Genomic DNA, 26,161 nt, shown 5'->3' on the forward strand with positions numbered 1-26,161 from the left:
AGGTGTGCCTTACCTATTGTAAACTATTTTAAGAGATTCGTTTTATGGAAAATTTAAATTTTGATATGATGTGCGTAAAGCTACAGTTTCTATATGACAAAGCAGGTGAATCATGTTTCAGCTATTGGGATATCAAGTTGTCGAGAAAATCGGAAGCAACGAGACTATAAGCATCTATCGCGTTTTGCGGACGAAAGACAATGCCCGGTATATAGCCAAAACGACAAACGATAGCTCCGCAGGAACAGAGACGGCTGCTTTTCAATATGAATACGAAGGGCTGCTTCAATTAAAAGGGAAAGGCGTGCTGGAGCCGGTAAGTCTCGAAACGGCTGCCGACCGTCCTGTTCTCCTCTTCCGGGACCCCGGAGGCACAACGCTGGCCCATCTGCTGCATACGCGAAGAGCTTCTCTCAAACTGCCCGCTCTTCTGGAAGTCGCTATTGCGCTGGCGGATTGCATCCGGGAATTGCATCATGAGCAGATGAGGATCAACGAGCTGACGCCTTTTCATTTTATGATTAGCGATGACCTGACGAAGGCGAAGTTCATCGATATCCGGTCGTGCTCCACGGATAGCCGTTCCTTCTCGCGCGTTATGCGAAGAGCGGCCTCCGTTCTGCCCTATTTGTCTCCGGAGCAGACGGGACGAACGGGGATGGTCCCCGATTACCGTTCGGATTATTATTCGCTCGGCATTTTATTATACGAGTGGTTTACCGGCAGCTTGCCGTTCCAGTCACCCGATGCGCTGGACATCGTGTATCACCATATCGCGACCACGCCGGAGCCGGTGTATCTCAAAAATAAATCGATACCCAAAATGGTCTCGGATATTGTTGCCAAATGTATGGAGAAGATGCCCGACGCCAGGTATATAAGCGCTTACGGCATCCGGTCGGATCTGCAGGAATGTCTGGTTCAATTGCGGGTCACCGGCAAGGTGCAGCGTTTTCCGCTGGCGAATCATGATGTTTCCTATACGTGGGACAAGCTGGAGGGGCTGTTTAACAGACGGATCGAGCAGCAGATGCTGGTACAAGCGGTTCAGCGCGTCTCGGAGAGCAACAGCGCCGAGATCGTCTGGGTCAGCGGACAAGCCGGACTTGGGAAAACGTCCTTGATTATGGAGACGATCCGCACGGTGGTGCCTGCCCACGGTTATTTTGTGTCGGGACAATGCCAAGCTGCGTCAGACGGTAATCTGGCTCCCTATAGAGTGTGGGGGCAAGTGATCGACCAGCTGGTGTCGCACTTATTAACGGTAGGTGCCCTTCAGTTGGAGGAATGGAAGCGTCACCTGGTGGAAGCTTTGCAAGGGGACGGGCGGCTGCTGATCGAGATGGTGCCGAGATTCGCTCTGCTGATCGGCGAACAGCCCGTAGTGGCAACCGTGTCCGAGGCGGACAGGCGGCGGAAGCGGCATGCGGCCATGAACCGTTTCTTTCAAGTGTTTTGGCGGCGGGATCAGCTCCTGGTTTTGTTTCTGGACGATCTGCAGGACTGTGACGAAGCTTCGCTGCGTTATGCGGCCGATCTGATGAGCGACCCTGCAACTGAGCGATTGTTACTGGTTGGGGCGTACCGGGATAACGAGCTGTCTGCACAGCATCCGCTTAGAACGCTCATGGAGCGTCTGGAGACGAACACGCATGTGCAGACGATTCACCTCTCTGCATACGGGCACGCGGAGCTGAAACGATCGATCGCCCGGCTTCTCCAGGGGAGCATTGAAGGAATCGATGAGTTAGTGGATGTGCTGCTGCTTAAGACGGAAGGAAATCCTTTATACCTGAAGCATACTCTGCAAACGTTGCTGGACCGTAAAATGATCGCCTTTGACGAACAGGAGCGCATCTGGAATTGGAATATCCGGAGCATCGCGGATCTTAGCGTTCACGAGTCTCTCGCCGCTTCACTGTCGGAATCGGTCGGTCTGTTGCCGGATCGGGAAGCTTATATTCTTGGAAGAGCGGCTTTTCTGGGCAAACAATTTCATCTGCCGATACTCTCGATTATTACAGGCGTGCCGGGACAGCAAGCGGCGGAATGGGCGAGGAAGGCCGCCCGCCAGCGGCTCATCCAGCCTTCTTACGGGGAACCTGATTCCTACAGGTTTCAACATGACCAGATCTGGCAGCGGGCGTATGAAGCCGTTCCCGGGCAGGAGCGAATGAAGCTTCACGGGGAGATTGGCTGGCTGCTGGCCGCGCGGATGACGGATCATGCCGATGTGCGTCTGGATGAAGTACTGTATCATCTGAACCAGGCTGCAGCACATATTACAGTCCCCGCGGAAAGGCGAAAGCTGGCGGAGCTGAACTTGCAGGCAGGCTTGCAGGCGAAAGCGGCGCTGGAGCTGGAAGCATCGCTCGACTATTTGCACAGAGCGGCCGATGCGTTGGACGATCCATGCTGGCAGGAGGATTATCCGCTTATTTATCAGGTATATCGGGAGTGGGTGGAAGCGGAGTTTCAAAGCGGTCATCTGGATAACGCCGCAGGCCTGTTCGATCTTCTGCTCGACAAAGTGAACTCCGACTCCGATCGCGCCCAAGTGTACATGCTGATGATCCAAATGGAGCTGAACCGGGAAAATCATAAAGAAGTCATCCGACTGGGAGAGAAAACGTTACAGCTGTTAGGCATACCGTTCCGCACCGCTCCCGGTTACCCGCAATTGCTGCGCCAATTGATGCGGGTTCGCTGGAAGCTTCGCAAGCACCCTGTCGAGAGGTTCGATGCTTGCCCTCCGATGACCGGTGAAAGGCGCAAAGCGGCGATGTCGGTATTTGTGTACATCGCTCACGCGACTTTTGAAAGTGATAAGAAAGGCTGGCTGCACAGCATTTTAACGATGCTGGAGATGACCCTGGAATACGGGCTGACGCCAGAGGCGTCGGAAGGGTTTGCGGGATATGCGCTGCTGCAGCACTACTACTTTAACCGGTACGAGGATGCCTACAAGTGGGCGAGGTTAGCCTGTTCGGTCGCCCAGGACAATCCCAGGCTATACGCCCAGGCTTATAACGTCTTCTCGCTCTGTTACCGCAGCTGGCGCAAGTACGAACCCCAGTTGCTGCTTCAATTCGAGGGGGATAACAAGAAGCCTGCTCTGCAATGGAGCGATTTGGGGCATTTTAACATGAGCATGCTTATTAATTGCGGGCTGTTGTTTCATTTCAGCTATCCGCTTCCATATATATACAACCAGCTGCTGGCTCATTCGGCTCAATTGCGCAAACAGAATAATCCGACCTACTGGAAACTGGCAGCGGTAACGGCGGATTTGCTTGTTACGCTGATCGGACACAAATCGCCCAACGACCCTTTCGAACGGATCGATCCGGATGCCGGGCTGTCGACAGGAGAAGCGGCCAGTTCTGCGGAGAAAGATATGATCCGAACGGCGACGACTTCCCGATTCGTTACCGGCTACTTGATGGGGGATTATCGGAAAGCCCGGTCGGCGCTGGCATCGACGGCGATAGAAGAGTCGGCGCATCACTATTACACCGTACTGGTGCTCAAACAATTTTATCCGGGCAGCAGCAGGCAGGAACAGGCGCAGCTCATGCAGCAAATCCGAAAAAGCTTACGACGGTTAAAGCGGCTGTCACGTAAAGCGGCGGACCTGTATGAGCATAAATATTTGCTTGCTGCGGCGGAAGCGGCGAGTATGGGTAACCGCCACAGCCGGGCCGAATCGCTATATGAACAAGCGCTGGAGTCCGCCCGCGCCGGCAGGTATACCCACGACGAGGCGATCATCTCGGAATGCTTCGCCAAGTATGGAATCAGCCGCGACAAGCCGACGCTCGCCAAAATGTATATGAACCAGGCTTACGAGTCGTATCTGAAATGGGGGGCGCTCGCCAAGACGGAGGATCTCGAAGCGCAGTACGGCCACCTGCTGCCCAGGAAGCCGGCGCCGGAGACGAATCTGGAGCAGATTGACTACCGCTCGGTGATGATGTCCGCCCAAGCGTTATCCGGCGAGATGGAGATGGACAGGCTGCTTCATATGCTGATGCGCATTATGATCCGCAATGCAGGGGCGGAGTACGGTGCTTTGTTATTCCATGATGAAGAACAGTGGAAGGTGGAGGCGTACGGCACGATCGACAAGCTGAACATCGAATCGGTCCCGCTCTCCGAAGCGGACAATCTGGTTCCGACCGCCATTATTAGCTACACGGCAAGAACCCGGGAGACGCTCGTGCTTCATGATGTGGCGAGCAGCGAAATGTTCGAGCGAAGCGAGTATGTGAAAAACAACGGGCTCAAATCGGTGCTCTGCCTGCCCATTATGCATCAAAATAAATTAGTGTGCCTGCTGTATCTGGACAACAACCTCTCTACAGGCGTTTTCACGGAGACCCGGCAGGACGTGCTGAAGCTGCTAAGCTCGCAAGGTGCGATATCCATTGCCAATGCCAAGCTGTATTCCGGTATGCAGCATCTGAAAAATAATCTCGAGGACCAAGTGGTCGAGAGGACGCGGGATCTGGAGAAGTCGATGCAGGCCACGTCGGAGGCGCTTGCGGAAATGACGGTTTATGCAGAACGGACGCGGATCGCCCAAGAGATTCACGATATTGTAGGGCATACGCTTACGTCGACGATCTTGCAGATCGAAGCAGGCAAGCGGCTGCTGCACAAAGATATGGACAGTGCCACGACCAGACTGGGTGAAGCGCAGGATCTGGTCCGCCACAGCTTGAACGAAATCAGAAATTCCGTCCACATGCTCAAGGAAGACAAGTATTACGATATCGAGGCGGCGCTGCAACTGCTAATCGAAGATACGGAGCGGAATACGGGGGTCCGCATTCATGCCGCAATCGACCCGATCTCACACGTCTCGTTCATGCACAAAAAGGTGATTTACCATGCTTTGCAGGAAGGGTTAACAAACGGCATCCGGCATGGCGGGGCCGACGCCTTCAGTTTCAGTCTGAGAGACGAAGGCTCGCAGCTGTTGTTCCGTCTTGCCGACAACGGAGCGGGCGGCGGAGAGATCGAGATGGGCTTCGGGCTTAAAATGATGCGGGATCGCGTAAGACAGCTAAGAGGCATTCTGGACATCGATACCGAGCCCGGCAAAGGCTGCATGCTGCGAATTAATTTTCCGTACGGAGTATAACGAATGGGGGCTGGCTTGTGATAACAATTGTGATCGCGGATGATCAGATGCTGATCCGGGAAGGTCTGGGGACGATTCTGAATCTGGAGGAAGATATGAGCGTTGTCGGTTTGGCCACGAACGGGCTGGAAGCCGTAGAGATAACGGCCCGGCTGCGTCCGAAGCTGGTCATGATGGACATACAGATGCCTCACATGGACGGGATTACCGCCTTGAAGCAGATTAAAGCAAGCTCTCCGGAAACGCTGGTGCTCATCTTGTCTACGTATCTCGAAGATAAATACATCGTCGAGGGCATGGCGAACGGCGCCAGCGGTTATCTGCTGAAGGATATGGATACCAACAAAATGATCGCGGCGATTCGGGATACCGTGTCGGGCCAATACATCCTGCCGGCGTCCGTAGCGATCAAGCTGGTGCACAAAATAACGGAGCTGTCCAAAGGCCAGAGCGCTGCCGAATCGTGGAGCAAACGAATCGAACTGACGCAGCGGGAAAGGGAAGTAGCCGAGCTGATCGTGCAAGGTTATACGAACCGCGAAATCGCTTCGGAGCTCCATATCGCGGAAGGGACAGCCCGCAATTATATCAGCCAGCTCTACAGCAAGCTGGAGGTTCTGGACCGTGTGCAGGCGCTGGTGAGGCTGCAGGCTTTGCTGTAGGGGGCCGGCGCGCAGCGCTTGGCCAGATAGAGGATAGTTCGACTAAAGGAAATCTTTATTACCGAATTTTAACTATTTTGTGAGATCATTTTGGGAAGAGGCGATTTGGCTCAGAACGACCGGGAAGGGTGAGACGATGAGACCGACACAAAGCTATACGATTTGGTTTTCACAGCGTACGGGCAGCACGTTGCTGAATTATGCGCTTTCGTCGACGGGGGTAGCGGGCGATCCGTGCGAGTGGCTGCATTTCGGCCACCGAGATCCGAACACGATGACCAGGGAAGACATGGAGCAGATCTGGAAAGAGGGGACGACGCCGAACGGCGTATTCGGGTTAAAAACGTCATTTGATTCCCGCTGGATGGATTCATTTCGAACGATCTTCGACGTGCCGGCTGCGGCTACCCGAGCCAAGGTATGGAGCGAAGCTTTCCCAAACTGCAACAAGCATATCTTTATGACCCGGAGAAATAAAGTAAGATTGGCGGTGTCCTGGTGGAGGGCGATCGTATCCGGAGAGTGGCACCGGAAGCACGGGGAGAAACCGCAGGAGCACGATATTGCGGATAAGTACAAGTTTGACGCTATTGATCATTTGCTTACTGAATGCGCTATGCGGGAAGCCGCTCTGGAAGATTTCTTCTCCGAGGCGGGGATCGTTCCGCTTACGATTGTCTACGAAGATTTTATTTTAGACTACGAAGGAACGGTTATGGACGTATTGAAGTTCTTGGATATTCCGACGGATCATGTAGCAGTCGCCCCGCCGGCGCTGGAACGGTTAGCGGATGGTGTAGCCGAGGAATGGGTGCAGCGGTTTCACGAGGAGCGCCAGAAGGAGTGGGAGCGCAAGGCCTGGTGAAAACCGAATCGGGGACGATAAGTGAGGGAGCAGGCTGCCGGGCAGGGCAGCCTGTTTCGTTGTACATATAAGAATTTATAAAATTTCGTGGGTAGAAGGGCTTCTGATCTGCCAGAAAGATTGAGATTATTACTGATTTTTACGGTGCTAAAGGGAACGGAGGAGTTTCCTTCCTTGGCGTTTGAGAACGTATACTCAAGTACAATGCCTAACGAATCGTAGGGTGCTTATTGCTGAAAAACGACGTTATTCCAGACGTAACGAATCCGGGGATCGTTATTGAACCCAAAGTGGAGAAAAAACGATCCGATTTGCGGAAATAACGATACGAGAGTTCGTTGCAAATTCAAACACTCGCATTCGGCTCTGATAACGGTTGCTGGGTTCGTTAGCGATACCACCGCAAAAAGACAACACGACCTGAGGGCGAGCGGCTGGAACGAAGGAAGGAGATCCATTCCCTTTCACGCGTTAGCGTATCGGTTTGTACGTCAAAGGAACGTCCGCCCGGACGGTTTTTCTTAATAGATGGGGGAAATGATGCACACAGCCGGGCACGGGAGGTGCGAATACTCGTTCCATAGAATATAAACAAGCAACCATTTGGTCTCCTTCAACGTCATATTGTTAATAATTGTTAGCGTAATTCGAAACAGCGGGAGGTAAGGGCTGACGATGAAGAAGATGATGGTGAAGCTTGTAATCTTTATCGGGATTATTGTACTCCTGTATCAAGTGACCCTATATTGGAATCCGGTAGCCATTCAAAACTTAGATTCTTGAACCGGCAATCCAATACAGAAAGCAGAGGGAACGATAACCGTGAGCGATACCACGAACGACTATGATCAGCTCCGCCTACAAATTCCTGCGCTTCGCAACAGCGCCAAACTGGAGCGGATCAACAAGGGATATTCGAGCGACGCGAAGTATATCGTCTATGACCCGCAGGAACGTCCGCTGTGCCTGTTAAGAACGTACAGCATCGAGCAAGACGCCAACAAAAGGCTGGAATTCCGTGCGCTGGAGAGGATGGAGGAGCAGGGGGTGCGATGCTCCCGACCGATTGATATCGGCACTTTGCCGGATCAGAGGCTCGGCTATATGATCGTTTCCTACATACACGGAGAGGAGGCGTCCGAGCAACTGCCGCTGTTGTCCGTAGAGGATCAGTATGCGATCGGCGTCGAAGCCGGGTTGGAGCTGCGGAAGATTCATCGGATTCAAGGTCCGGCGGACATGAAGCCGTGGCAGGAAAGGGCGGAGGCCAAGCACCGGCGATACCGTCAGGAGTATGCCAAGTGCGGAGTCCGGATTGAGCACGAGTCCGCGGTGTTCTCCTTTATCGACCGTCATTTGCCGCTCATGCGAGACAGGCCTAATCGGTTCCAGCACGACGATTTCCATACCGGTAATCTGGTCGTAGCGAGCGGCAAGCTTTCGGGAGTGATCGATTTCAACCGGTACGACTGGGGCGATCCTGTTCATGAATTTCTGAAGGTCGGCTTCTTTAGCGCGGACGTGAGCCGGCCGTTTGCAGTCGGGCAGATCCACGGATATTATGATCACAGCGAACCGGACGAATCGTTCTGGCGGCTGTACTCGCTTTATGTGGCGATGACGATCGTGTCTTCGGTCGTCTGGATTCTGAAGGTGAAGCCGGAGGAGCTGGACTCTATGCTGGGTAAAATCTACAAAGTGATCGACGATCATGACCGGTTCGAGTTAACGGTGCCGAGGTGGTATAGGGCGGATTGGCAATAGGCCTCGGCAAGCCGCAATGGCATTTTTGTTCGGAGCCTACCGTTCTGCGGAAACCGGGCAGCGGTATTCGTTGACGACCGCCTTTACGCCGTGGTCGAAGCTGCGCCCTACTATTTTTGATACGCGCAGCGACTATATCTAGGTCCTGCAATCCCTCACTCCACCACCGGCATCGTCAGCCGCACCGTCGTCCCGATCCCCGGCTCGCTGCTGATGGCGAGACCGTACTCGTCGCCGAACGTCAGCTTGATGCGCTGGTTCACATTTTTGATGCCGATATGGTCGCCGGGCTCGCTGTAGTCTTCTCTCATCGCCGCATTGATCCGCCCGGTCTGCTCGGGGCCGATACCGACGCCGTCGTCGGTTACGTCCAGCACGATCTGCTCCCCCTGCCGGCGTCCCGTAATTCGTACGACGCCTTGGCCGCGCTTCGGCTTGATGCCGTGGTAGATCGCATTTTCGACGATTGGCTGCAGCGTAATTTTCGGTATCCGGCACGAGCGGATCGACTCCTCAATCTTCCATTCGATGGCGAAGCTGTTTTTGTAACGGACCGCCAAAAGGTCGAGATAATGCTGGACATGCTCCAGCTCCTCCCGAATCGGGATGAGATTCGTCGGCGTCTCCAGGGACAACCGCAGGAGCATCGCGAGCGAGGCGATCATCTCCGATACTTTGTTCTCGCCGCCGGTAAGCCGGATTGCGTTCCAGTTGATCGTCTCCAGCGTGTTGTACAGAAAATGCGGATTGATCTGGGATTGCAGGGCGACGTTTTGCGCCTGCTTCAGCAGTGTCAGCCTTTTGCGCAGCTCCTGCTCCAGCTCGATCCGCTCTCCGTGCGAGCGGACAATCGTCGCCGCGATCTGGCGGATCTCGTTCAGACGGGGCTCCCGGCGTTCCAGCTCCACCGCCGACCATTTATCCGGATCTTCCACGATCGATAACACTTTGCGGATCGGCTGGAACACCTTCGCCGCGATGATCAAGGCGAGGAGCAGCCCGACGGCCAGTCCGGCCGCGAAGATGACGAACACGTACCGGCGCAAGTACGCGTTTTTCTCCTGAACGACTTGAAGCGGCAATACCGAGATGAACGTCCAGTCGTTATACTGGGAGCGCAGCGAAGTAATCGAGCGCGTCGTCCCTTCCGAAGACAAGGAGTCCGGCTTGCTTCCGCTATTCTGCATCTGCTGCCGGAGCGGCGCGATATCCGACAGCTGACGGTTGATCAGGGACAAGTCGCGGTTGTACAGCACGGTTCCGTCGCGGTCGGCGATATAGATGTCCTCCAGGTACGGGTCGCTGACGTTGTTTATAAACTGGCCCAGCCGGGCGGCGTCGACATTTACGACGATGGCGCCTTGCTTGTTTTTCTTATCGAGGGGGGCGGTATAGAAGAATGACAGGAAATGCCGCTCGCGCTGTTCCCCGACATACTGCGTGGCTTCTCTTGCCGATACCCAGTAGCTCTCCGACGATTTGCGGCGTTCGTACCCCGGTATCCAGCCGCTGTCCAGAAACCACTGCGAATCCCACAGCCCGAGATTGGTCGACAGCACATACCCGCTCGTATCCATGTACAAGTAAACGGAATTAATAAATTGGCCGCTAAGTTTCGTAACCGGTGTCAGCCGCTGGCGGAGCAGGTGGATATGATTGAATAAATCGACATCCGCCCGGTCCGGGCGGAGCTCGGCGAACAGCCGTCCGGCCGCCGGGTCCGCAGCCGCCTGCAGGGCGAACTCGTCCACCTCGCGGATCGTCATATCGATCATGTCGCGCAGCCGGGATAAGGCGATGTGATGGACGGCGCCGATCTCCTCCTGTATGACTTTGCCGTAGACGACATATACGGCGGCGCTCATGCCGGCCACGGGCAGGATCATCAGACAGACGATGATGAGGAAATTGCGCAAAAAGATGCTGTGGATCTTAAAGTGCTTAATATAAAACCAGATGTTGGACCGCTCTTTCATCGGCGGGTCTCCTATGGCAGTGTATTGCGATACTCGGTCGGCGTGCAGCCGGCATATTGCTTGAACAGCTTGAAGAAATATTTGGCGCTCCGGTAGCCGACGATCGAACCGATCTCGTATACTTTATATTGAGGCTGACGCAAATACTCCATCGCCCGGAGCATCCGGATCTCGGTTACATAGTCGGTGAAATTGCGTCCCGTCTGTTTTTTGAACAGCCGGCTGAAGTAGACGGGGCTTAAATACACGTGCTCCGCCACATCCTCCAGCGAGAGATCCTCATTATACTTTTCTTGAATATAGGACTTGGCTTTCTGGATCACGAGCGGATCGAAGCGGGACGCGTCCGGGTCTTGGGGAGAGGAGGCCGCGCCGCTGCGGGTCGCGACCGGCTCCGGTTGTGCGCCGGTACGGGCTTCGGGCCGCGCAAGGTCGAGCAGGCACGCATATGACTGAACCTGCTCCAGCTCGGAGGTGGTCCCCAGAACGGCGTGAAGTCTGCTTTTTACCGTGTCGAAATGAAGGGCGACCTTCTCCTCGATCTCCTCGATAGAAGCGGCATCCGGCATTCCGCTTCCCAGGCCGAGGGCCGCCATCCGGATCACCCCGGCCTCGGCGTGCAGCGGGATATGCAGGAGATGGTCCTGCTCGTGCTTGTAGGCATGCCGGACGAAACGGAGAATCCGGTTCGCATCGGGGTCTGCGGCACCCGGGTCCGGTAGCGGGCCATCCTGATGAATTCGGATCGCATACAGGCAGCAGGGGCTGCGTTCCGGATCGGCGGGCAGACTGATCAGTTGAAGCCGCCGTTCGATCTCCTCCCGGCCGGTCAGCGCGCCCGAGGCCAGCTCGGCAAAAAACTGCCGGCGCAGCATGAACAGCATCTCCTCGTTCCGGCTCAGGAGGCCGAGCGATTGTTCTTTCTCCGCTTTTTCCTTGTCCAGATTCGCCTTCACGTCGCGGAACACCTGATGAATTTCCTGCAGCTTGGTCGGCTTCAGCAAGTAATGGGTCACCTGGTAGCTCAGCGCCTGCTGGGCGAACTCAAACTCCTTGTAGCCGCTGATCAGGACCAGTTTGATATCGAGCTGCCGGTCGTGCACATATTTGGCCAGCTCCAGTCCGGAGACGAACGTCATCTTAATATCGGTCAGAATCACGTCCACGGGATGGCTCTCGATGTACGAGATCGCATCCCGGCCGTCCTCGAGCCGGGCCACGACGGTATACCCGAGTCCGGCCCAATCGACCAGATCGGTCAAGCCTTCCCGGATGTCCTCTTCATCATCGACGATTACGATTCGATACGGCATGGCGGCCCTCCGGTCTTAGGATGATTACATGTCGTACGATCATTATGTTGATAAAATGAATGCGCTGTCAACGGAATTTCCTTTTTTGGAAGCTCCGGTTAAAAATGTAGGATCAAAAGTAGAAAAAATGGACTTGTCATTCCGGGTGAGGGGGCCTTTACCTATCGTTGCAATCCGGAGTTTTTGCCGCATACCGGTTGAAGCCGCTTGGGAGCGTCCGGGCTGCGTACTAACGTCCGTTCGTCCAGAGCGGCGGCTTGGAAGACGCTGTAATTTTGCACCATAACCAGAGATCGTGCCGTTTCCGCACGCCAGGGAGGTTGCTACAATGAAGATGAAAGCGCTGTTATCGCGACAGCATGAAACGATCTGGAGGATATGGGGGATGAGCAGGGCGCTTCTCATGCGAGGTTCGCTGCTTCTCGCGGCGATATCTCTCGCGGGCGGCTGCACGGCGGCAGCTCCGGCGGAATCGGCGGAACCGGAAGCGCCGGAGCGCGCCGGCGGAACCGAGTTGCCGATCGTGGCGGACGGTTCGGTTACGCTGCACTATGCGGGATGGGACAATTGGTATGCGCCCGCCAGCTTGTCGCAGCAGTTGCCGGTCTGGCAGGAGGTGGAGAGACGGACAGGCGTGAAGATCCGATGGGAGGTTTCGCATTTCAGCCAGTACAGCGCGGCTATGCAGACGAAGCTCGTGACGGGGAAAGACGTGCCGGACATTTTCGCACTCCCGGTCGATCTGCGCAAAGCGATCGAGGAGGAGTTGATCGAGCCGCTGGACGACCTGATCGACCGGTACGCCCCGAACATCAAGCAGTTTCTGGCAGATAACCCGATGGAGGCGCAGAAGATGCGGGCGTATGACGGGAAGCTGTACGCTTTGTCTTCGGTCACGACGGGAGGCGAATATTGGGACCCGTTCGGCTTCCTGATCCGCCAAGACTGGCTGGATAAGCTCGGTCTGGAGGAGCCGAGAACGCTTGACGAATGGTATGCCGTATTGAAGGCGTTCAAGGAGCGGGACCCGAACGGCAACGGCAAGCCGGATGAAATCCCGTTTATGCCGCACTACGGGTACCGGGGGCTGGCGATGTTCGGCAATGCGCTGGGGCTGCATCTGTTCTACAGTGTGGGCTATTACCCGGACGAGTCCGGACGGGTCCGCGCCGAATGGCTTACCCCGGAGGCGGAGAAGCTGGTGGTCTGGCTGAACAAACTGTATGGAGAGGGGCTGATCGACCCCGGATTTCTGCATCGGACGGAGGAAAGCATCATCGCCGGCGTATCGCGGGATCAGGTCGGAGCGAGCATGCACTTTCTGAGCCGGCTCGGCCAGCTCGACAGCTTATCGCGCAAAGCGGCGTCCCCGGATGCGGGATGGCTGCTGGCCCTTCCGCCTCTGGAGCCGGGCTACAAGCCTTTGTACGAGAAGTACGGGCCGGTCAGCGGCAGCTTCGTCATCTCCAGGAAGTCTCCCCACAAAGAGATTGCGATCCGCTGGCTCGACTATATTTATGCGAGCGAGGAAGGCAACCGGCTGATGACGTTCGGAATCGAAGGCGTCACCTACAACATGGTAAACGGACAGCCGGAATATACGAAGTATGTGCTGAACAACCCGGGCGGATTGGATTCCGCCAACGTGCTCCGCTCGATCGGCGCTTATCCGCCGACACCGTGGGTCCGAGCGGCCAAGGGGCCGCTGTCCAGGTCGCCGGCGGCGTTGCTCGGCAACAATTCGAAGGCGTTCGGGATGGCGCAGCGGGTGCGGAGCATGATGGTCGACAACCAGCCGTTCGCAGAGCCGACGCCGCAGGAGCTTACCGTCGCATCCGGGTTGATGCCCGGCATACTAGGTTACATGGACAAGACGATTACCGGCTTTATTACCGGCGATGTGCCGATCGATTGGGAGACGTTCACCCGCACGCTGAAGGAGCTCGGGATCGAACGAATCGTGGAGATCAAGCAGCAGCAGTATGAACGGTTGGTCGGGAAGTGACAGCGGGTCCGGAACGCTAGGCGGTCCGGTTCTTATACCGGAGAAACGGAGGGATTCCAGAATGGAGCGAAAAGACGCAACGGCTCCCGAATCGGCCGAGTGGAAAGTCCCCGGTTTGCGGCATTCCGCCAGCAGAAGAGCGATGCTGGGCGCGATCGGTGCAGGAGGGCTGGCGGCTTTGGGAACGATGTATGGCGGCCGTGTCTACGAAGCTTACGCGGCGGAGAATAACGGCGGCTGCGCGGAGCCTTGTCCCGCCCCGATTGCGTCCATAGCCGCTTTGCGCTTATACGGGGGAGTTCAGGACGGACAGATCGTCGAAGTGATCAGCTACTATGACGATTGGGCAGCCGGGGTTCGGGGACCGCAGGGCGGGGGGGTGTTCGTCCGGGTGACCGACGGTTCTCTGGCTGACAACGGAGGGACCATAATCGCCGTGACCGGAGGCGGTAATACACGCTGGCTCCGCAAAGACGTCACGGTGCTGGACCCGGTCGATTTCGGGGCCAGAGCGGACGGCGCGACGAACGACCGGGCTTTTATCGCATTGGCGATTGCCGTGCTGGGGGACGCTTTCCGGGTGTTGGACTTTCATGGGAGAACGTATTATATCGGCGAGATCGCCGTTAATGAGCAGCCCGTGTTTACAATCGCCGGGAAGGACGGAATCCGGATTCAAGGAATGCCGACGATGCTCGTTACGAATCGGCTAACCGGGAACCTCCACTACTCGCCCGTATTCGAATTTGTCGATTGCAACGATCTGTACGCGGAATGCCATGCCGTCGGCGACGTATTTAACCCCCAGTCCCCTTACTCGAACGGTCCGGTAGCCGTGCAGTTGAAAAGCTCGTCCAAATCCGTTTGCGGAGCGCGGATCGAAGCCAAAGTTACCCGCGGTCTCGCCGCCCTGCAAACCGTTCGAATGACGAATCGGAACGCCAGGAGGCAGCCGGCCGACCCGACTTGGACGATGATCGATTACAACGTCGAGTCCGTCGATGCGGAGTATGGAGTAAGGTTTATAGCGTCGGGCGACGACGCTCACGGAGTTATTCGTACCGATCGGGTAGCCCGTTCTTACTTCATTGTCGGGGTATCGAATCATACGGCTATCGTAAATTCGATTCGTCAGCGTTATTTCATGGACGTCCTGATCAAAGCTTATTACGACGATGTGAGCAACGTGCACGTCATTATGAACCAGCGTTCGTCGGAAGGAGCGGAGTGGCCCGTCTGCATCGAGCATCAGAACGATACGGACGATACCGCCATCCGGAATATGACGATCGACCTTAACATTATGGATAGAAAAAACCCGCGAGCCTACGCCAGCGAACTCGTCAGCATAGGCCGGTCGATCACGTTAGGGGGAACTGTGAGACAGTCGACCCAATGCGTGACGGACGCGATTACGATCCGGGGCGCGATCCGGCAGCAGACGGGCGTCAATCTGCTCATATTGCCGACCCGATCCAATACGGGAGGCATCCTCTACCTGGAGCCTTACACGGCAATCCCCGATACGAAAGGATTCACGCTGTCCCGGGGAGGGAGCCGCATGGGCAAAATGCGGGGCAATCTGGAAGCGGCACCGGTGAAGCTGTCTATGGACCATTTGTATCCGGATGGAATTACGCTTGTCGTCGACACGTTTATGAATGCAGACTTTACGGATATGACCGGCGCCGCCAGCTGGCGCGTCCGCGAACATGTGCTGCTGTCGCTCGTATCGGACGGGAGCGGCGTCGTATCTGACGTGTATCGCATCTTCAGCCGGCTGAGGGGCACGGCGGCTCCGACGATCACGTATTCGGTCGCGGGCGGCCAGCTGTTCGTTCAAGGCAGCGCCTATACGGGAAGCAACGCCGAAATGACGGTGAAAGCCGAAATCATCGGCGGGCGCACGATCTGATCGAAGCGTTAGAGCAAGAGGACTGAAGGTGCCGCCCAGGCGGAGCGACGCCGCTTGGGAGCAGGGATAAGGGAAACGGCATGACGGGTGTTTTTATCAAATTGAAGTAATCGATTACTAAGCCAACAGGGGGAATAAAAATGATTAAACGATATGGAACGGCTTTGTCTGCAAGCGTGCTGCTGCTGTCAGTACTGTCCGCATGCGGCGGTTCAGGAACGGCGGAGAACGGGGCTAACGGAAGCAAGGACGGAACGGGTGAGGGGGCAGCGCCGGCTGCGCCCAAGCAGGAGGAATCCTGGGCCGACAAGCCGGCCGAGCTCGTCTTCCACAACCTCGCCGGCGGGGCGGAGGAGCAGTTCAATAACACCTACGGCAATCTCATCCGCAAGAAGTTCCCGAACTACACGATCAAGTTCATCCAGTCCAAGCCGGGAACGACGCTGCCGGAGCTGGTGGCGGTGAAGGAGCGCGTCGACATCGTCTACAATACGATCGAATATATTGCCGAGCCGCTGCTCGGGACCGGTCTGGAGTACGACATGACGGAGCTGATCAAGAAGCATAACGTCGACCTGAACCGGTTCGAGCCGACGATCATTGACGGCATCCGGGGAATGGCCGGCGGTAAAATCTATATGCTCCCGATTACGAACATGAGACAGGTGCTGTTTTACAACAAAGGGGTGTTCGACAAGCTGGGCGTCGCTTATCCGAAAAACGGCATGACGTGGGACGACGCGTTCGAGCTGTCCAAGAAGCTGACCCGTTCCGAGGGCGGGATCAACTATTTGGGGCTGTCGGCTTCGCCGGCGCATATTTTGCGAACGAACCAGCTGTCCAAACCGTATCTCGATCCGAAGACGATGAAGCCGACCTTTATGGACGAAGAGTGGAAGAAGCTGCTCCAGACGTATTTCCTCTCCTACGGCCAGGTGGAATCGTTCGCGAGCCGGACGGCGGAATTGAAACGGCTGCCTTATTACACGGAGATGACGAACACGTACGAGCTGGCTATGTTCGTCTTCAACTCGCAATTTCCTTGGGACGGAGCGAGCGCGGTCAAAAACATCGATTGGGATCTTGTCTCCATGCCGACGTTCAAAGATAAGCCCAAGGTTGGTTCGCAGTCTTCGCCGTTCTCGTTCGCGATTACTTCGATCGCCAAGGACAAGGACGCCGCGATGGAGGTTATCAAATATTTGACCTCGGACGAGACGCAGACGGAGTTTTCCAAAAACGGCTTGATGCCTGTGCTCAAATCCGATGCGGTCAAAAAAGTGTACGGCACGGCGAGCCAGTACAAGGATAAAAACTGGTCGGCCGTTTACTACGACGCTTTTGCCCCGCTGTCGTACAAGAGCATCTACGAGCTTGGCATCGAACGGCAGTACGCGCCGCTTATGGCGGATATCGCCACCGGCAAAGTCGATCTCAATACGGGACTACGCAATATTCAGGAGCTGGCGGAGAAGTATATTGCGGAGCAGCAGAAGAAGTAGGGAAGCGAACAATCGAGCATGCGGGAGGAGATCCTTATGACAGAGGACCAGCACTTCACCGGTTCACAGCCGCAGGACGGGCTAGATGGAGAAGGCCGCACAAGGAACGAAGAAGGTTCGCGCACGATCAGCAGAAGGGCGCTGATCGCAGGTTTAGGGGCTGGCGGGATGCTAGCAGCCGGCAGCTTGTATCTCGGCAGCGTGTACGGCACGTCTGTTACCGAATCCGTATATGGAAGCGAAGGGGAATGCTGCGGCATGAAGCTGATGGGCCATTTTCGGGCCGGGGTCGAGATTGGCTCGGCTGAGCAAATTTTGGAGTTCGCCGAAGCCGACGGCTGCCGGATCACCGGCTATCGCTGGACGGGGACGCTTCCTCATACGACCGTATCGGGCAGTCCATCCGGAGACGGCGGGATCGGAGAGGGCGCGTGGGCGGCCGTGTATGAGCGGGGCGTCGGCGAAGCGCTCGGCGACAGCGGAATTTACGAGTATGCCCGTGTAAAACCGGTGCCTCCGGCCGGCCAGATCGCCAACGAATCGGAAGTGATTATTCCTTACAGAGGCGCGCTGTACTGCTTGTTTAAGGGCAGCTATTCGCTGGCCGACCAGTCGTATATTTGCGTCGTCAGGCCGACGGGTGATAACGAGCTGAAGGTCGTGTCGCAGATCGAGCTTGGAGTCGGCGCCGATGCCCGGGCGATGACGATTCATAACGACGACCTGTTCGTTTTTACCGGCGGCAAGATCAAGGTGTACCGGATTATCGACGCTTCGCTGCAGTTCAAGCTGGAATATACCCGCAAGTACAGCGGCTTCGTGCAGTCGTGCCGGATCATTAACGGACGCTTGTACGCCTGCAATTGGGGGGCGGGGAAGATCGACCGGTACGATCTGGTGAACGGCGTGCCGTCCCGCGAGACCCAATTCAGCGCAGGCGCTGCGGGCAACGCGTCGATCGTCTCGTACGGGTCGGTTCACTACCTGATCACGCATACGGATACGAACAATGTCACGAGGCTGGATATCGACCAGAACGGCGACGTATTCGCCCGGGGCGTCTATTCGTTCCCCGGGGTGGTCAAGCCGCGGTACGCCGCGATCTACAACGGCATCATGACGCTCGGCGGGTACAGTACGCTGTATGCCAAAACGGTTGCGCTGGACATCTCCTCCGGAACGCCTGTGAAGATCGGCGAGTATCTCAATATGGCGACTCATGTGAGGGTTGGAGACTACCTGATCGGAACGTCTTACGACCAGACGTCGCCGCTGTACAGCGCCTATTATCACAAGCTGGTCAAGGTTTCCGTCAAGGACGGCTCGATTGAAGTGTTGTCCGACCGGGCGCTGCTTTATCCGCTGTTGTACCGCTCTACGGTGTTCGGGTTTTTGCTTGGCCGGGACGGGAAGCATCCGAGCGGACACGCGGCCGACAGCCAGCTCGGCCAGGAGATCGTCTGTTATTCGACGAGCGCGATCCCGAAAGGGATCGATCTCCCGCTGGATACGGACGCTTACGCGCATCAGGACGGCATCCGGTATACGGGCGTGAAAAATATGGCGGCCGGCGGCGTGATCGCGAGGTTCCAAAGCTTTAGTCCGGCGAGGCTCGGCTGGCTGAGGCTAGATGTATCGTATACGATCGTAGACACTCAGAACGTCCCCGGCCAGACGGTAACGGCGCAAAGGGTGTATACCGCGTTCAAAGCGTCGAACGGTAGCTGGACGATGACTTTGCCGCGTGTGGACGTGGCGCAGGCGGGGGCGCTCGCAGTCTCGTTCGATTTCGTCGTATCCGGGCCGGATGCGTATGTATCGTGCAGCGGAGCGCTGACCAACGCGCTGGTGACGCTGTCGCTCGATTATCATTTGACGGACAACAACATGGGGTCGTTTTATTTGGTGTAAAAGAGGAACGGAACGCTTTGCCGGTGCAAAGCGTCCCGTTTGGCGTTCAGCGGGGGGCCGGGGTAGGCGGGGACAGAGGCGGAGGCGAGCCGGGGGCCGGGACCGGAGCAGCAGCCGCAACTGAAAGCAGAGCCGGAGCTCGAACTGGTGTCGGAGCTGAAGCCGGAAGCCGGAAGGCCCCGGCTCCCCCACATCAACTTGCGGGTGGAGCTAGTGCAACGCTACGTAAAATTCCCAACAGTTGTACGAGCAGATTTTACCGAAGCGGCGAGTTTGCGCAGACGGGGCGATTGGATGTACTAGTCGGCATATAACAAGCGAGCAGTGGTCGTTTGGTAAAGAATACGGTTCAACCTTGTTCTGCTCTCCCTGCAAATGAAGATAGAGAAACATTACTTCCGCTAATTCGTCGATCAAACTCTTTTATGGTCGTTAGCGGAAGTTTTATTTCCTCTATACAAAGGATTCCTCTGTATTTCAAGCAAGTTTCCATAAATAACGGAAATAATCGTTCCGCTCTCCACCTTTCTGTACGGTTTCAGGCACATTAGCGGAAGTCTTTCTTCCGCTAATCGCTTCCCCCTGCACAACCCCTTGCTATCCTCATTCAGCGTGTAGGCGTAAATTCATTCGCCGCGCCGTATCAGGACACCGATCTCCGCTACCCATACGCTGGTAGATTTATCTATTGGTCTAATTTCGAGGTCTGGCACTAGCGTCCCGCCGCCCGGCTCAAGTCGCGTCTGCGGTCAGGAGGCTGATCTCCCCGATGATCCGGTCCCGGATCTCTTCGACCAGACGGAGATCGACGGCCGAACGATACAGCGCCGTCTGCTCATCCTGCAGCGTTTTGGCTTGCGCCAAATGTCCGATGGACTCTTTCATTTTCGCCGAATACCGGTCCTTGAAGCCGCTGATCGAAGCCGCGTACTTCTCGTCCGTTCCGGGCTTGATGCAATGTGCATACATATCGACGATGTCGTCGGTGTCGCGCTCGGGGAAATATTCGTGAGGCGCGGTGCTGTCGAAAATCGCGAAGCCGAGCTCCCGCACGATGACCATATCAAGGCTATTCGGATCGAAGCCGCAGTGGTACACTTCGACGTCGAATCCGCGTTCGGCTCCTGCGGCCGCAAGCTTCTTCAACATTGTAGATTTGCCGGAGCCGGGCCGGCCCTTGATGAAGTAGCGCTTCAGTCCCTCCGTCAGATTCGGGACGAAATCAACCGCGCCGCGCGGTGTAGCCGCTCCAAGGAAGCGGTGGTCCACCCGGCCCGATTTCCCCGGCCGGTTGTCGCCGAACAATTGCCGGATATACCGGGTGGTCAACTGATCCGCCGCCTCGAAATCCATATTGGCAATATAGACGGCTTCCCAATCGTCATGGATGCGGAGCGCTTCGGCAAAGCCGGCGTAGGCGCGGGTGTGCGCAAAGGAGATTTGCTCGCTCAAGCTGTCGATTGCGGACTTACCCGACGCGAGACGGCCCTCGTCGAACGCATCGTCCAGATTGACGTAGCGAACCTTGTCGGCCGGCAGTCTGGGATGGACGACGCGCGGCGGCATGCCGTTGACGACGCCGGTTTTTAGCGCCGGAATGATGACCCCGTCCAAGGCGTCGTTGTCCGACGGCCGGTGGAGGAGCCAAATATCGAAGCCGCTCTCCGTCATCCGGGCGCCGACCTCGCGTATGATCGTCGATTTCCCGGTCCCCGGTCCTCCTTGCAAAATGTACAGCCGCTCCAGTCCCTGGAGGGACGAATCGATCTGGTTCGCGAAGCCCCGGGCGGTGTTGCCGCCGGCGTAATAATGGGTAACGTGTCCGGTCGTCATAGTTCTCCATCACCTTTCTAGGCTAATGTCAGGGTGCATGGTATATGGTATTGCTTTCGGCTTGTAAAGGTGCGGCGGATTGGAACAATAACGGGAAAGGGAGCACAGCGCCGCTTCACCTCCAGATTTCACCTTAAGGATTCACAAAACAAAGGCGCAGAGGAAGAAAAACTTCCTTTATTCCGGAATCGGCACTGCATTTCCGGCTGTGAAGAAGGAACGTTTCCATTATTTCGGCGGTTGGAGGCTGATCTGCCTTATTTGACCCAATTAGCGGAAATAGTTTTTCCGGTTTGCCGGCTTTTTCAGTCTGTTACCCGGTTAAGCGGAAGTTTTACTTCCGTTTCCCTGCACATAGGGGAGTCGGATGGTTATAAGCAGGAAAACGCACTCCTCCAAAAGACGCTGAAACGTATTGTATCCCCTCCTCTTCCGAACGGTGCTGAAACGGATCGTCGACCCTTTAATTTCCTCTTCTTCCGGTCTGCCGCAGCACGTAAAAAAAATCTATTTTCGCACTCCAATAATTGTTGACAATATTACTTTGCGACAATACACTGAAGGTGGATTCACGCGAGGAGCAGATCAAGTAAATGACGCAGGGGCACACTTTGCCGCGTCAGGATGGAGCGTGCCCGGAAGAAGATCGATTAGGGACGCACGGACCCGCAATAAAGTATAGCTCGATGCAAAGTACAGCTCCATACAAAAGTATAGAAACGAGTGTACGGCCCGATCGGACAGTTCCGGTTTTACGATCTCCATGCGCAGGCTGGGGCGAACAGATTCCTTGGATCACAATACTCAGGGGAGGGGTTACGTCACGAAGTTACGGCAAGGACAACGTCAGAAGTGCAGAAAAGTCAAGGACTGGACCGCTAATATAAAGCGCTTACATTTGTCTGTATAACTCGATATCTCTAACAACATTCCAGTTTTTGTCTGGCAGTCATCTATTAGGATGGAGGGAATCGAAAATGACAAATCCAAACAGACCTAGATATTGGACGAATCCTGCGTTGCCGCTGCTTCTCGTCTCGCTGCTTCTGAGCGTCGCCGCATGCGGAGGCCGGGAAGAGCCTGCCGCATCGGACCCGGGCAAAGCGGATCAGACGCCGGCCGTCTCCAAGCCGGAACCGGTGGAACTGACGATGTTTTATCCGTGGAGCGGGTATCCGAGGGAAAAATTTATGGAGGATGCGGGCAACAGCATCGTCAAAAAATATCCGCACATCTCGATCAACTATGTTCAGAACGAGAAGGGGAGCTCCTACGAGTCGTTAATCGCAGGCGGGCTGAAGCCGGACCTGATCATGACGACAGACTCCTCCTTCGCGGCCGTCAAGGCGGTCGGTTGGGACGGGGATATTACGGAGTTGGCTGCCAAGAACAAATATAATTTCGATGCGATCAATCCGGGCGTGATGCAGGGGCTGCAAGCGGTCGATCCGGGGAAAATAGCCGGTCTCCCGTCACACGTCAACTCGCTCGCGTTATTTTACAACAAAGACTTGTTCGACAAGTTCGGCGTTCCTTATTTGACCGACGGCATGACTTGGGACCAAGTGTACGAAGTGGCGAAAAAGCTTACGCGCCTGGAGGCGGGAACGATCTACCGCGGCTTCGGCATCCGGACGGGCAACTTTATCGGGATGAATCAGTTGTCGCTTCCCGTCGTCGACAAGTCCAATAAAGCAGTCTTTGACACCGATCCGTGGAAAAATTACATCTCCAACTTCGTCCGGTTTTATCAGGTTCCGGGATATGAAGCTACGGAGGAAGTAGTATCGGGGGCCAAGGCCTACGACATGTTCATCAAAGACCAGACGCTGGCGATGCTCGTACAGATGCAGTCCGATTATCCTCGGGAAAGCCTCGGCGTGAAAATGAACTGGGACGTCGTTTCTTATCCGACGCTTGCGGCGAATCCCGGCGCAGGGCCGCAGCCGAACATCGTCTTTTATGTCATCCCGAAAACAAGCGGCAAGAGGGACGCCGCCTTTCTCGCGCTTGCGGCGATTCTCGAGGGAGAGCACCAGCGGTCGTTTGTGAAGACGGGTCTCGGAAGCGTATTGAAGCAAAATCCGGCAGCATCCGCAGGCACGGAAGTTGTGCCCGATCTCAAAGGCAGAAACGCGAAATCGCTCTTCCCTGCCAAATACGCCAATCTGGTTGAGCCGAACAAGTACCTGGGCGTTGCACAGGGTGGAGTGTATCAAGCTTTCCTGTCGGCTATTCTGGGCAAGGACGATTTGAATACCGCGCTCCGCGTAGCGCAGGAGAATGCGAATAAAGCGATTGAAGCGCAGCTGGCGACCCAAAAATAACGGGCGGCTTCGCAAAGTGCCGGGCTTAGAGCGGCTGGAACGAAGCAGCGTGCGGACGAAAGCGGACTCTACGTCAGCCGGACACCCGGCGGTGGTGTCCGGCTGACGATTCGAGGGACACAGCGTGCCAATCCGGCTTCCTTCGAAACGTACCGGCTCGTATTGGCCGGAGCGAGTTCTAAAGTACCGGAATTCGGGATAAGGAGCTGCACAAACGATGATTTTCGCGATTGAGGTCAATGGGGAGGAACGAAACGGTCCGGTTGTGCCGGCGTCCGTCCTCGGAACGAACCTGGAGGTAGGGAAATTCACGGACGGCCTGCTGCTGTCGGACCGACTGGACAATCCGAAATTTTTCGGCCCCGAGGGGGCGGACGGCCTGGCGCCCGGCTGGCAACCGCGGGGCAATCATTATGCCGGCGTCCAGTACCGGCTCGTACCGGGGCTGGGCATGAACGGCGGGGACGCGCAGACGATTTTGGTGTATGCGGGCCGCGCCAGCGGAGCGATGCTGCAGACCGGCCGGAGAGTGAAGGCCGGGGAACGGCTCGTCGCGGAGGTATGGGCGATGGCGAAGCATCAGCCCTTCGGGCTGGAGCTGTCGCTGAGGCCGCTTCCGGTCCGCGACCCGGATTATGGCACAGCCCGGGTCACCGTGGATACGGCTTATTGGAAAAAGTACACGGCTGAATTCGAGTGCCCCGCGGACGATCCGGAAGCCGTATTCGTCGTATCGGTCGACGGTCCCGGCTTCGCCTGCTTCGACCAGATTCATCTTCGTCCGGCAGGGCAGCCGGCGGTTCACGCGGAGCTGATGGAGACGATCGAATCGATGCGTCTGCCGGTGCTGCGTTTTCCCGGAGGCTGCACGTCGACGGCGTATCACTGGCGGCTCGGAACCGGCCCGGCTCACCTGCGCCCCGTCTGCCACGATCCTGTTAATAAAAGCCGGCTGGAGTATGAGTTCGGCACCGGCGAATATTTGGACATGTGCGTAGCGCAGGGCATACAGCCGTTTATAACGGTGAATATCGGCACGGGCACGCCGGAGGAAGCGGGAGAGTGGGCCGGCTATTGCAAGGACTGGTACAGCCGGCGCGGGATGGAGCTTCCGGACCTATATTTTCAGATGGGCAACGAGCAGTATGGCCGGTGGGAGCTGTCGCATATGGATGCGTCCATGTATGTCCGGGCTCTGCGCGATTTCGTCCCCCGGGTGCGCGAAGGTTACCCGAAGGCGGTTATCGTGGCGCTGGGCGAGCCGACGTCCGTCGGCGTGTGGCAGCCCGATTCCGGTTGGCGGGAAACGCTGCTGAAGGATGGCCGCGACTTGTTCGACGTCGTCTCGATTAACCGGTACAAAGGCCAGAAATTCGCCGATCCGCAGCGGCAGCTAGACAATGCGGCGGACAGCGTGGAGAAAATAACGGACGACCTGCGGACCTTAATCCGGGATTGCCGGGAGGCAGGCTCGCAGGCGAAGGTTGCGCTGACGGAATGGAACTATTGGATGTCCGCCTCCCACTGGGACGGGCGGGGATTTTACGAACCGGACGACGTAAGCCACGGCCTGTTTTACTCGGGCATGATTCATGCGCTGGCGCGCCTGGCACCCGATCTGGCCGTTGCGAACTACTATCATTTGCTTAATGTGATGGGCATGATCCGCTGCGACCACGGCGATGTGTCCGCAACGTCGATCGCCGCGCTGTACCGGCTGTACCGCCCGGTTTTCCCGGGCGAGTGTCTTCCGCTTTCCGTAAAGCCGCTTGCGCAAGCCGGGGAAGGTGGGGGCCGCGAAGGGGGTGGAGTCCTGGACGGTGACGCAAGTCGGGCCGAAGTCCGGTTGGTGAGCGTGAGCGTGGAAAGCCAAGGGGAAAGCGCATCCGCAGCGGAAGAGGGAGCCGGAAGACAGCTGGACGCCTTTGCGATGCGAAGCGGCGGCTCGGTATGGCTGTTTGTAAGCAACCGCTCCGTAATCCGCCCGGCTCAAGCGGCAATCCGGATGGACTCGTCCCGCTGGCGTTCCGCTGTGCTGATGACAGCGGCTAACGAGCGATCGTCTCTCACGGAGTCGATGGCACAGACCGCAACAGAGACGATCGAACTGCCGCCTTTATCTCTGATCCGCATCGAGTATGAGGGGTAACGGCCCACGAAGTGGATAATTACGTTGAGGGAAGCCCTGCAAGCTCCGGCGATAGCCAGGAGATCGCTTCCATTGTCGGCGACTGGCTGACGGACAGTTTGGTTTAGGCGCGACTATAGATCAGGGGGCGGGCTACGAATTTTTTTGCAATAGATTGAGTTCGACTTGGAACAGGTTATTCTCGGGAAAAAGGACCCCAGACTCCACTTGTAGTGGAATTTGAGGTCCTTTCGTTTCAAAAGCAGCCCATTCCTGCCGGATGTTTCGTACTTTGCCCGAGACGACCGACTTGAACCGGAGGGTTTTGCGGGGATGCAGCGAATCCGTTCGACCGCGTGGGCGTACCTTGCTGCTGATGCACGCTGCGGCTCCCACCGGCAACATTCCTGCCTACGCGCAGGTTTTTGGCCTGCGGAGCAGGTAAGGTGGATGGAGCGCTTTCCTGCACAGCCACAGGAATCGAAGCCGGTTGGCGTTGGTTTGGCTTATTTTGAGCAAGATCCCTGCGTTTAAGCAAGAGAGCTTGGTTCACTTTTTATCTATTTTCAGGAGGATTCATGCATCCGCTGGGGAGGGCAATTTGTCATTCCGTTATCCCGTTACTTTGCGGATGTTATGATGATTCAAAATCGGGCCAAAACCTATTTGAACGAGTAACAGCAGCCGGATTATCAGACAAAGCCTGTTCGCGAGGTTATCTGCAAACTCACATTCCGCACCCCTAGCATGTGGTAGCGAATGGAATTATTAGAGGTCAACCAGCCGCTAAACGGGTGTAGCGATGGTCCAAGGA

Annotated in this window: 13 protein-coding genes; 10 read left to right on the top strand and 3 right to left on the bottom strand. The window is 56.3% G+C overall.

Translation table 11 applies throughout. The annotated features are described in order from the left end of the window. The first annotated feature begins 112 nt into the window (after positions 1-112). The 4 genes from IDH45_RS19050 to IDH45_RS19065 all read left to right on the top strand — a co-directional run bounded on the left by IDH45_RS19050 (position 113) and on the right by IDH45_RS19065 (position 8,437). Positions 113-5,146, top strand: a complete 5,034-nt coding sequence (locus tag IDH45_RS19050; protein WP_190929711.1) for an AAA family ATPase — start codon at positions 113-115, stop codon at positions 5,144-5,146. Between the two features lie 17 nt (positions 5,147-5,163). Further along, positions 5,164-5,808 (top strand): response regulator transcription factor, encoded by a 645-nt coding sequence (locus IDH45_RS19055; RefSeq protein WP_317891236.1) that lies wholly within the window; start codon positions 5,164-5,166, stop codon positions 5,806-5,808. A gap of 136 nt (positions 5,809-5,944) precedes the next feature. Beyond that, complete coding sequence (locus tag IDH45_RS19060; protein ID WP_190929712.1) at positions 5,945-6,673, top strand: Stf0 family sulfotransferase; 729 nt, start codon at positions 5,945-5,947, stop codon at positions 6,671-6,673. Positions 6,674-7,495: 822 nt separating this feature from the next. Beyond that, positions 7,496-8,437 (top strand): aminoglycoside phosphotransferase family protein, encoded by a 942-nt coding sequence (locus IDH45_RS19065; RefSeq protein ID WP_190929713.1) that lies wholly within the window; start codon positions 7,496-7,498, stop codon positions 8,435-8,437. Positions 8,438-8,592: 155 nt separating this feature from the next. Here the strand turns inward: IDH45_RS19065 and IDH45_RS19070 are convergent, their stop codons facing one another. Further along, the gene (locus IDH45_RS19070; RefSeq protein WP_190929714.1) at positions 8,593-10,413 is read right to left on the bottom strand and encodes a sensor histidine kinase; all 1,821 of its coding nucleotides are present in this window, start codon (positions 10,411-10,413) and stop codon (positions 8,593-8,595) included. A gap of 11 nt (positions 10,414-10,424) precedes the next feature. After that, complete coding sequence (locus IDH45_RS35010) at positions 10,425-11,726, bottom strand: response regulator (RefSeq protein ID WP_190929715.1); 1,302 nt, start codon at positions 11,724-11,726, stop codon at positions 10,425-10,427. Between the two features lie 328 nt (positions 11,727-12,054). Between IDH45_RS35010 and IDH45_RS19080 the strand changes: the two genes are divergently transcribed. From IDH45_RS19080 to IDH45_RS19095, 4 genes are all read left to right on the top strand, one after another. Continuing rightward, positions 12,055-13,731: an extracellular solute-binding protein gene (locus IDH45_RS19080; protein ID WP_190929716.1), complete on the top strand. Its 1,677-nt coding sequence runs from the start codon at positions 12,055-12,057 to the stop codon at positions 13,729-13,731. A 61-nt stretch (positions 13,732-13,792) separates the two neighbouring features. Then, a complete protein-coding gene (locus IDH45_RS19085) occupies positions 13,793-15,646 on the top strand; it encodes a hypothetical protein (RefSeq protein ID WP_190929717.1) in 1,854 nt (617 codons plus the stop codon). 140 nt (positions 15,647-15,786) lie between these two features. Beyond that, positions 15,787-17,148, top strand: a complete 1,362-nt coding sequence (locus IDH45_RS19090) for an ABC transporter substrate-binding protein (protein WP_190929718.1) — start codon at positions 15,787-15,789, stop codon at positions 17,146-17,148. Between the two features lie 36 nt (positions 17,149-17,184). Then, positions 17,185-19,059, top strand: coding sequence for a tail fiber/spike domain-containing protein (locus IDH45_RS19095; RefSeq protein ID WP_190929719.1), 1,875 nt, complete (start codon positions 17,185-17,187; stop codon positions 19,057-19,059). Between the two features lie 732 nt (positions 19,060-19,791). On the opposite strand, the gene IDH45_RS19100 is transcribed toward IDH45_RS19095, so the two are convergent. After that, complete coding sequence (locus IDH45_RS19100) at positions 19,792-20,892, bottom strand: PRK06851 family protein (RefSeq protein WP_190929720.1); 1,101 nt, start codon at positions 20,890-20,892, stop codon at positions 19,792-19,794. 977 nt (positions 20,893-21,869) lie between these two features. On the opposite strand from IDH45_RS19100, the gene IDH45_RS19105 reads away from it, so the two are divergent. Both IDH45_RS19105 and IDH45_RS19110 read left to right on the top strand, forming a co-directional pair. Next, complete coding sequence (locus IDH45_RS19105) at positions 21,870-23,219, top strand: ABC transporter substrate-binding protein (RefSeq protein ID WP_190929721.1); 1,350 nt, start codon at positions 21,870-21,872, stop codon at positions 23,217-23,219. A 217-nt stretch (positions 23,220-23,436) separates the two neighbouring features. Next, a complete protein-coding gene (locus IDH45_RS19110; RefSeq protein WP_190929722.1) occupies positions 23,437-25,368 on the top strand; it encodes a carbohydrate binding domain-containing protein in 1,932 nt (643 codons plus the stop codon). Positions 25,369-26,161: the final 793 nt, after the last annotated feature.

The organism is Paenibacillus oceani, assembly GCF_014705615.1.
Taxonomy (GTDB): Bacteria; Bacillota; Bacilli; order Paenibacillales; family NBRC-103111; genus Paenibacillus_AB; species Paenibacillus_AB oceani.

What these genes read in the sequence shown, in the direction of transcription:
- IDH45_RS19050 (WP_190929711.1), top strand. Translation starts at nt 113, where the DNA reads ATGTTTCAGCTATTGGGATATCAAGTTGTCGAGAAAATCGGAAGCAAC.
- IDH45_RS19060 (WP_190929712.1), top strand. Translation starts at nt 5,945, where the DNA reads ATGAGACCGACACAAAGCTATACGATTTGGTTTTCACAGCGTACGGGC.
- IDH45_RS19070 (WP_190929714.1), bottom strand. Translation starts at nt 10,413, where the DNA reads ATGAAAGAGCGGTCCAACATCTGGTTTTATATTAAGCACTTTAAGATC.
- IDH45_RS35010 (WP_190929715.1), bottom strand. Translation starts at nt 11,726, where the DNA reads ATGCCGTATCGAATCGTAATCGTCGATGATGAAGAGGACATCCGGGAA.
- IDH45_RS19080 (WP_190929716.1), top strand. Translation starts at nt 12,055, where the DNA reads ATGAAGATGAAAGCGCTGTTATCGCGACAGCATGAAACGATCTGGAGG.
- IDH45_RS19085 (WP_190929717.1), top strand. Translation starts at nt 13,793, where the DNA reads ATGGAGCGAAAAGACGCAACGGCTCCCGAATCGGCCGAGTGGAAAGTC.
- IDH45_RS19090 (WP_190929718.1), top strand. Translation starts at nt 15,787, where the DNA reads ATGATTAAACGATATGGAACGGCTTTGTCTGCAAGCGTGCTGCTGCTG.
- IDH45_RS19095 (WP_190929719.1), top strand. Translation starts at nt 17,185, where the DNA reads ATGACAGAGGACCAGCACTTCACCGGTTCACAGCCGCAGGACGGGCTA.
- IDH45_RS19100 (WP_190929720.1), bottom strand. Translation starts at nt 20,892, where the DNA reads ATGACGACCGGACACGTTACCCATTATTACGCCGGCGGCAACACCGCC.
- IDH45_RS19105 (WP_190929721.1), top strand. Translation starts at nt 21,870, where the DNA reads ATGACAAATCCAAACAGACCTAGATATTGGACGAATCCTGCGTTGCCG.
- IDH45_RS19110 (WP_190929722.1), top strand. Translation starts at nt 23,437, where the DNA reads ATGATTTTCGCGATTGAGGTCAATGGGGAGGAACGAAACGGTCCGGTT.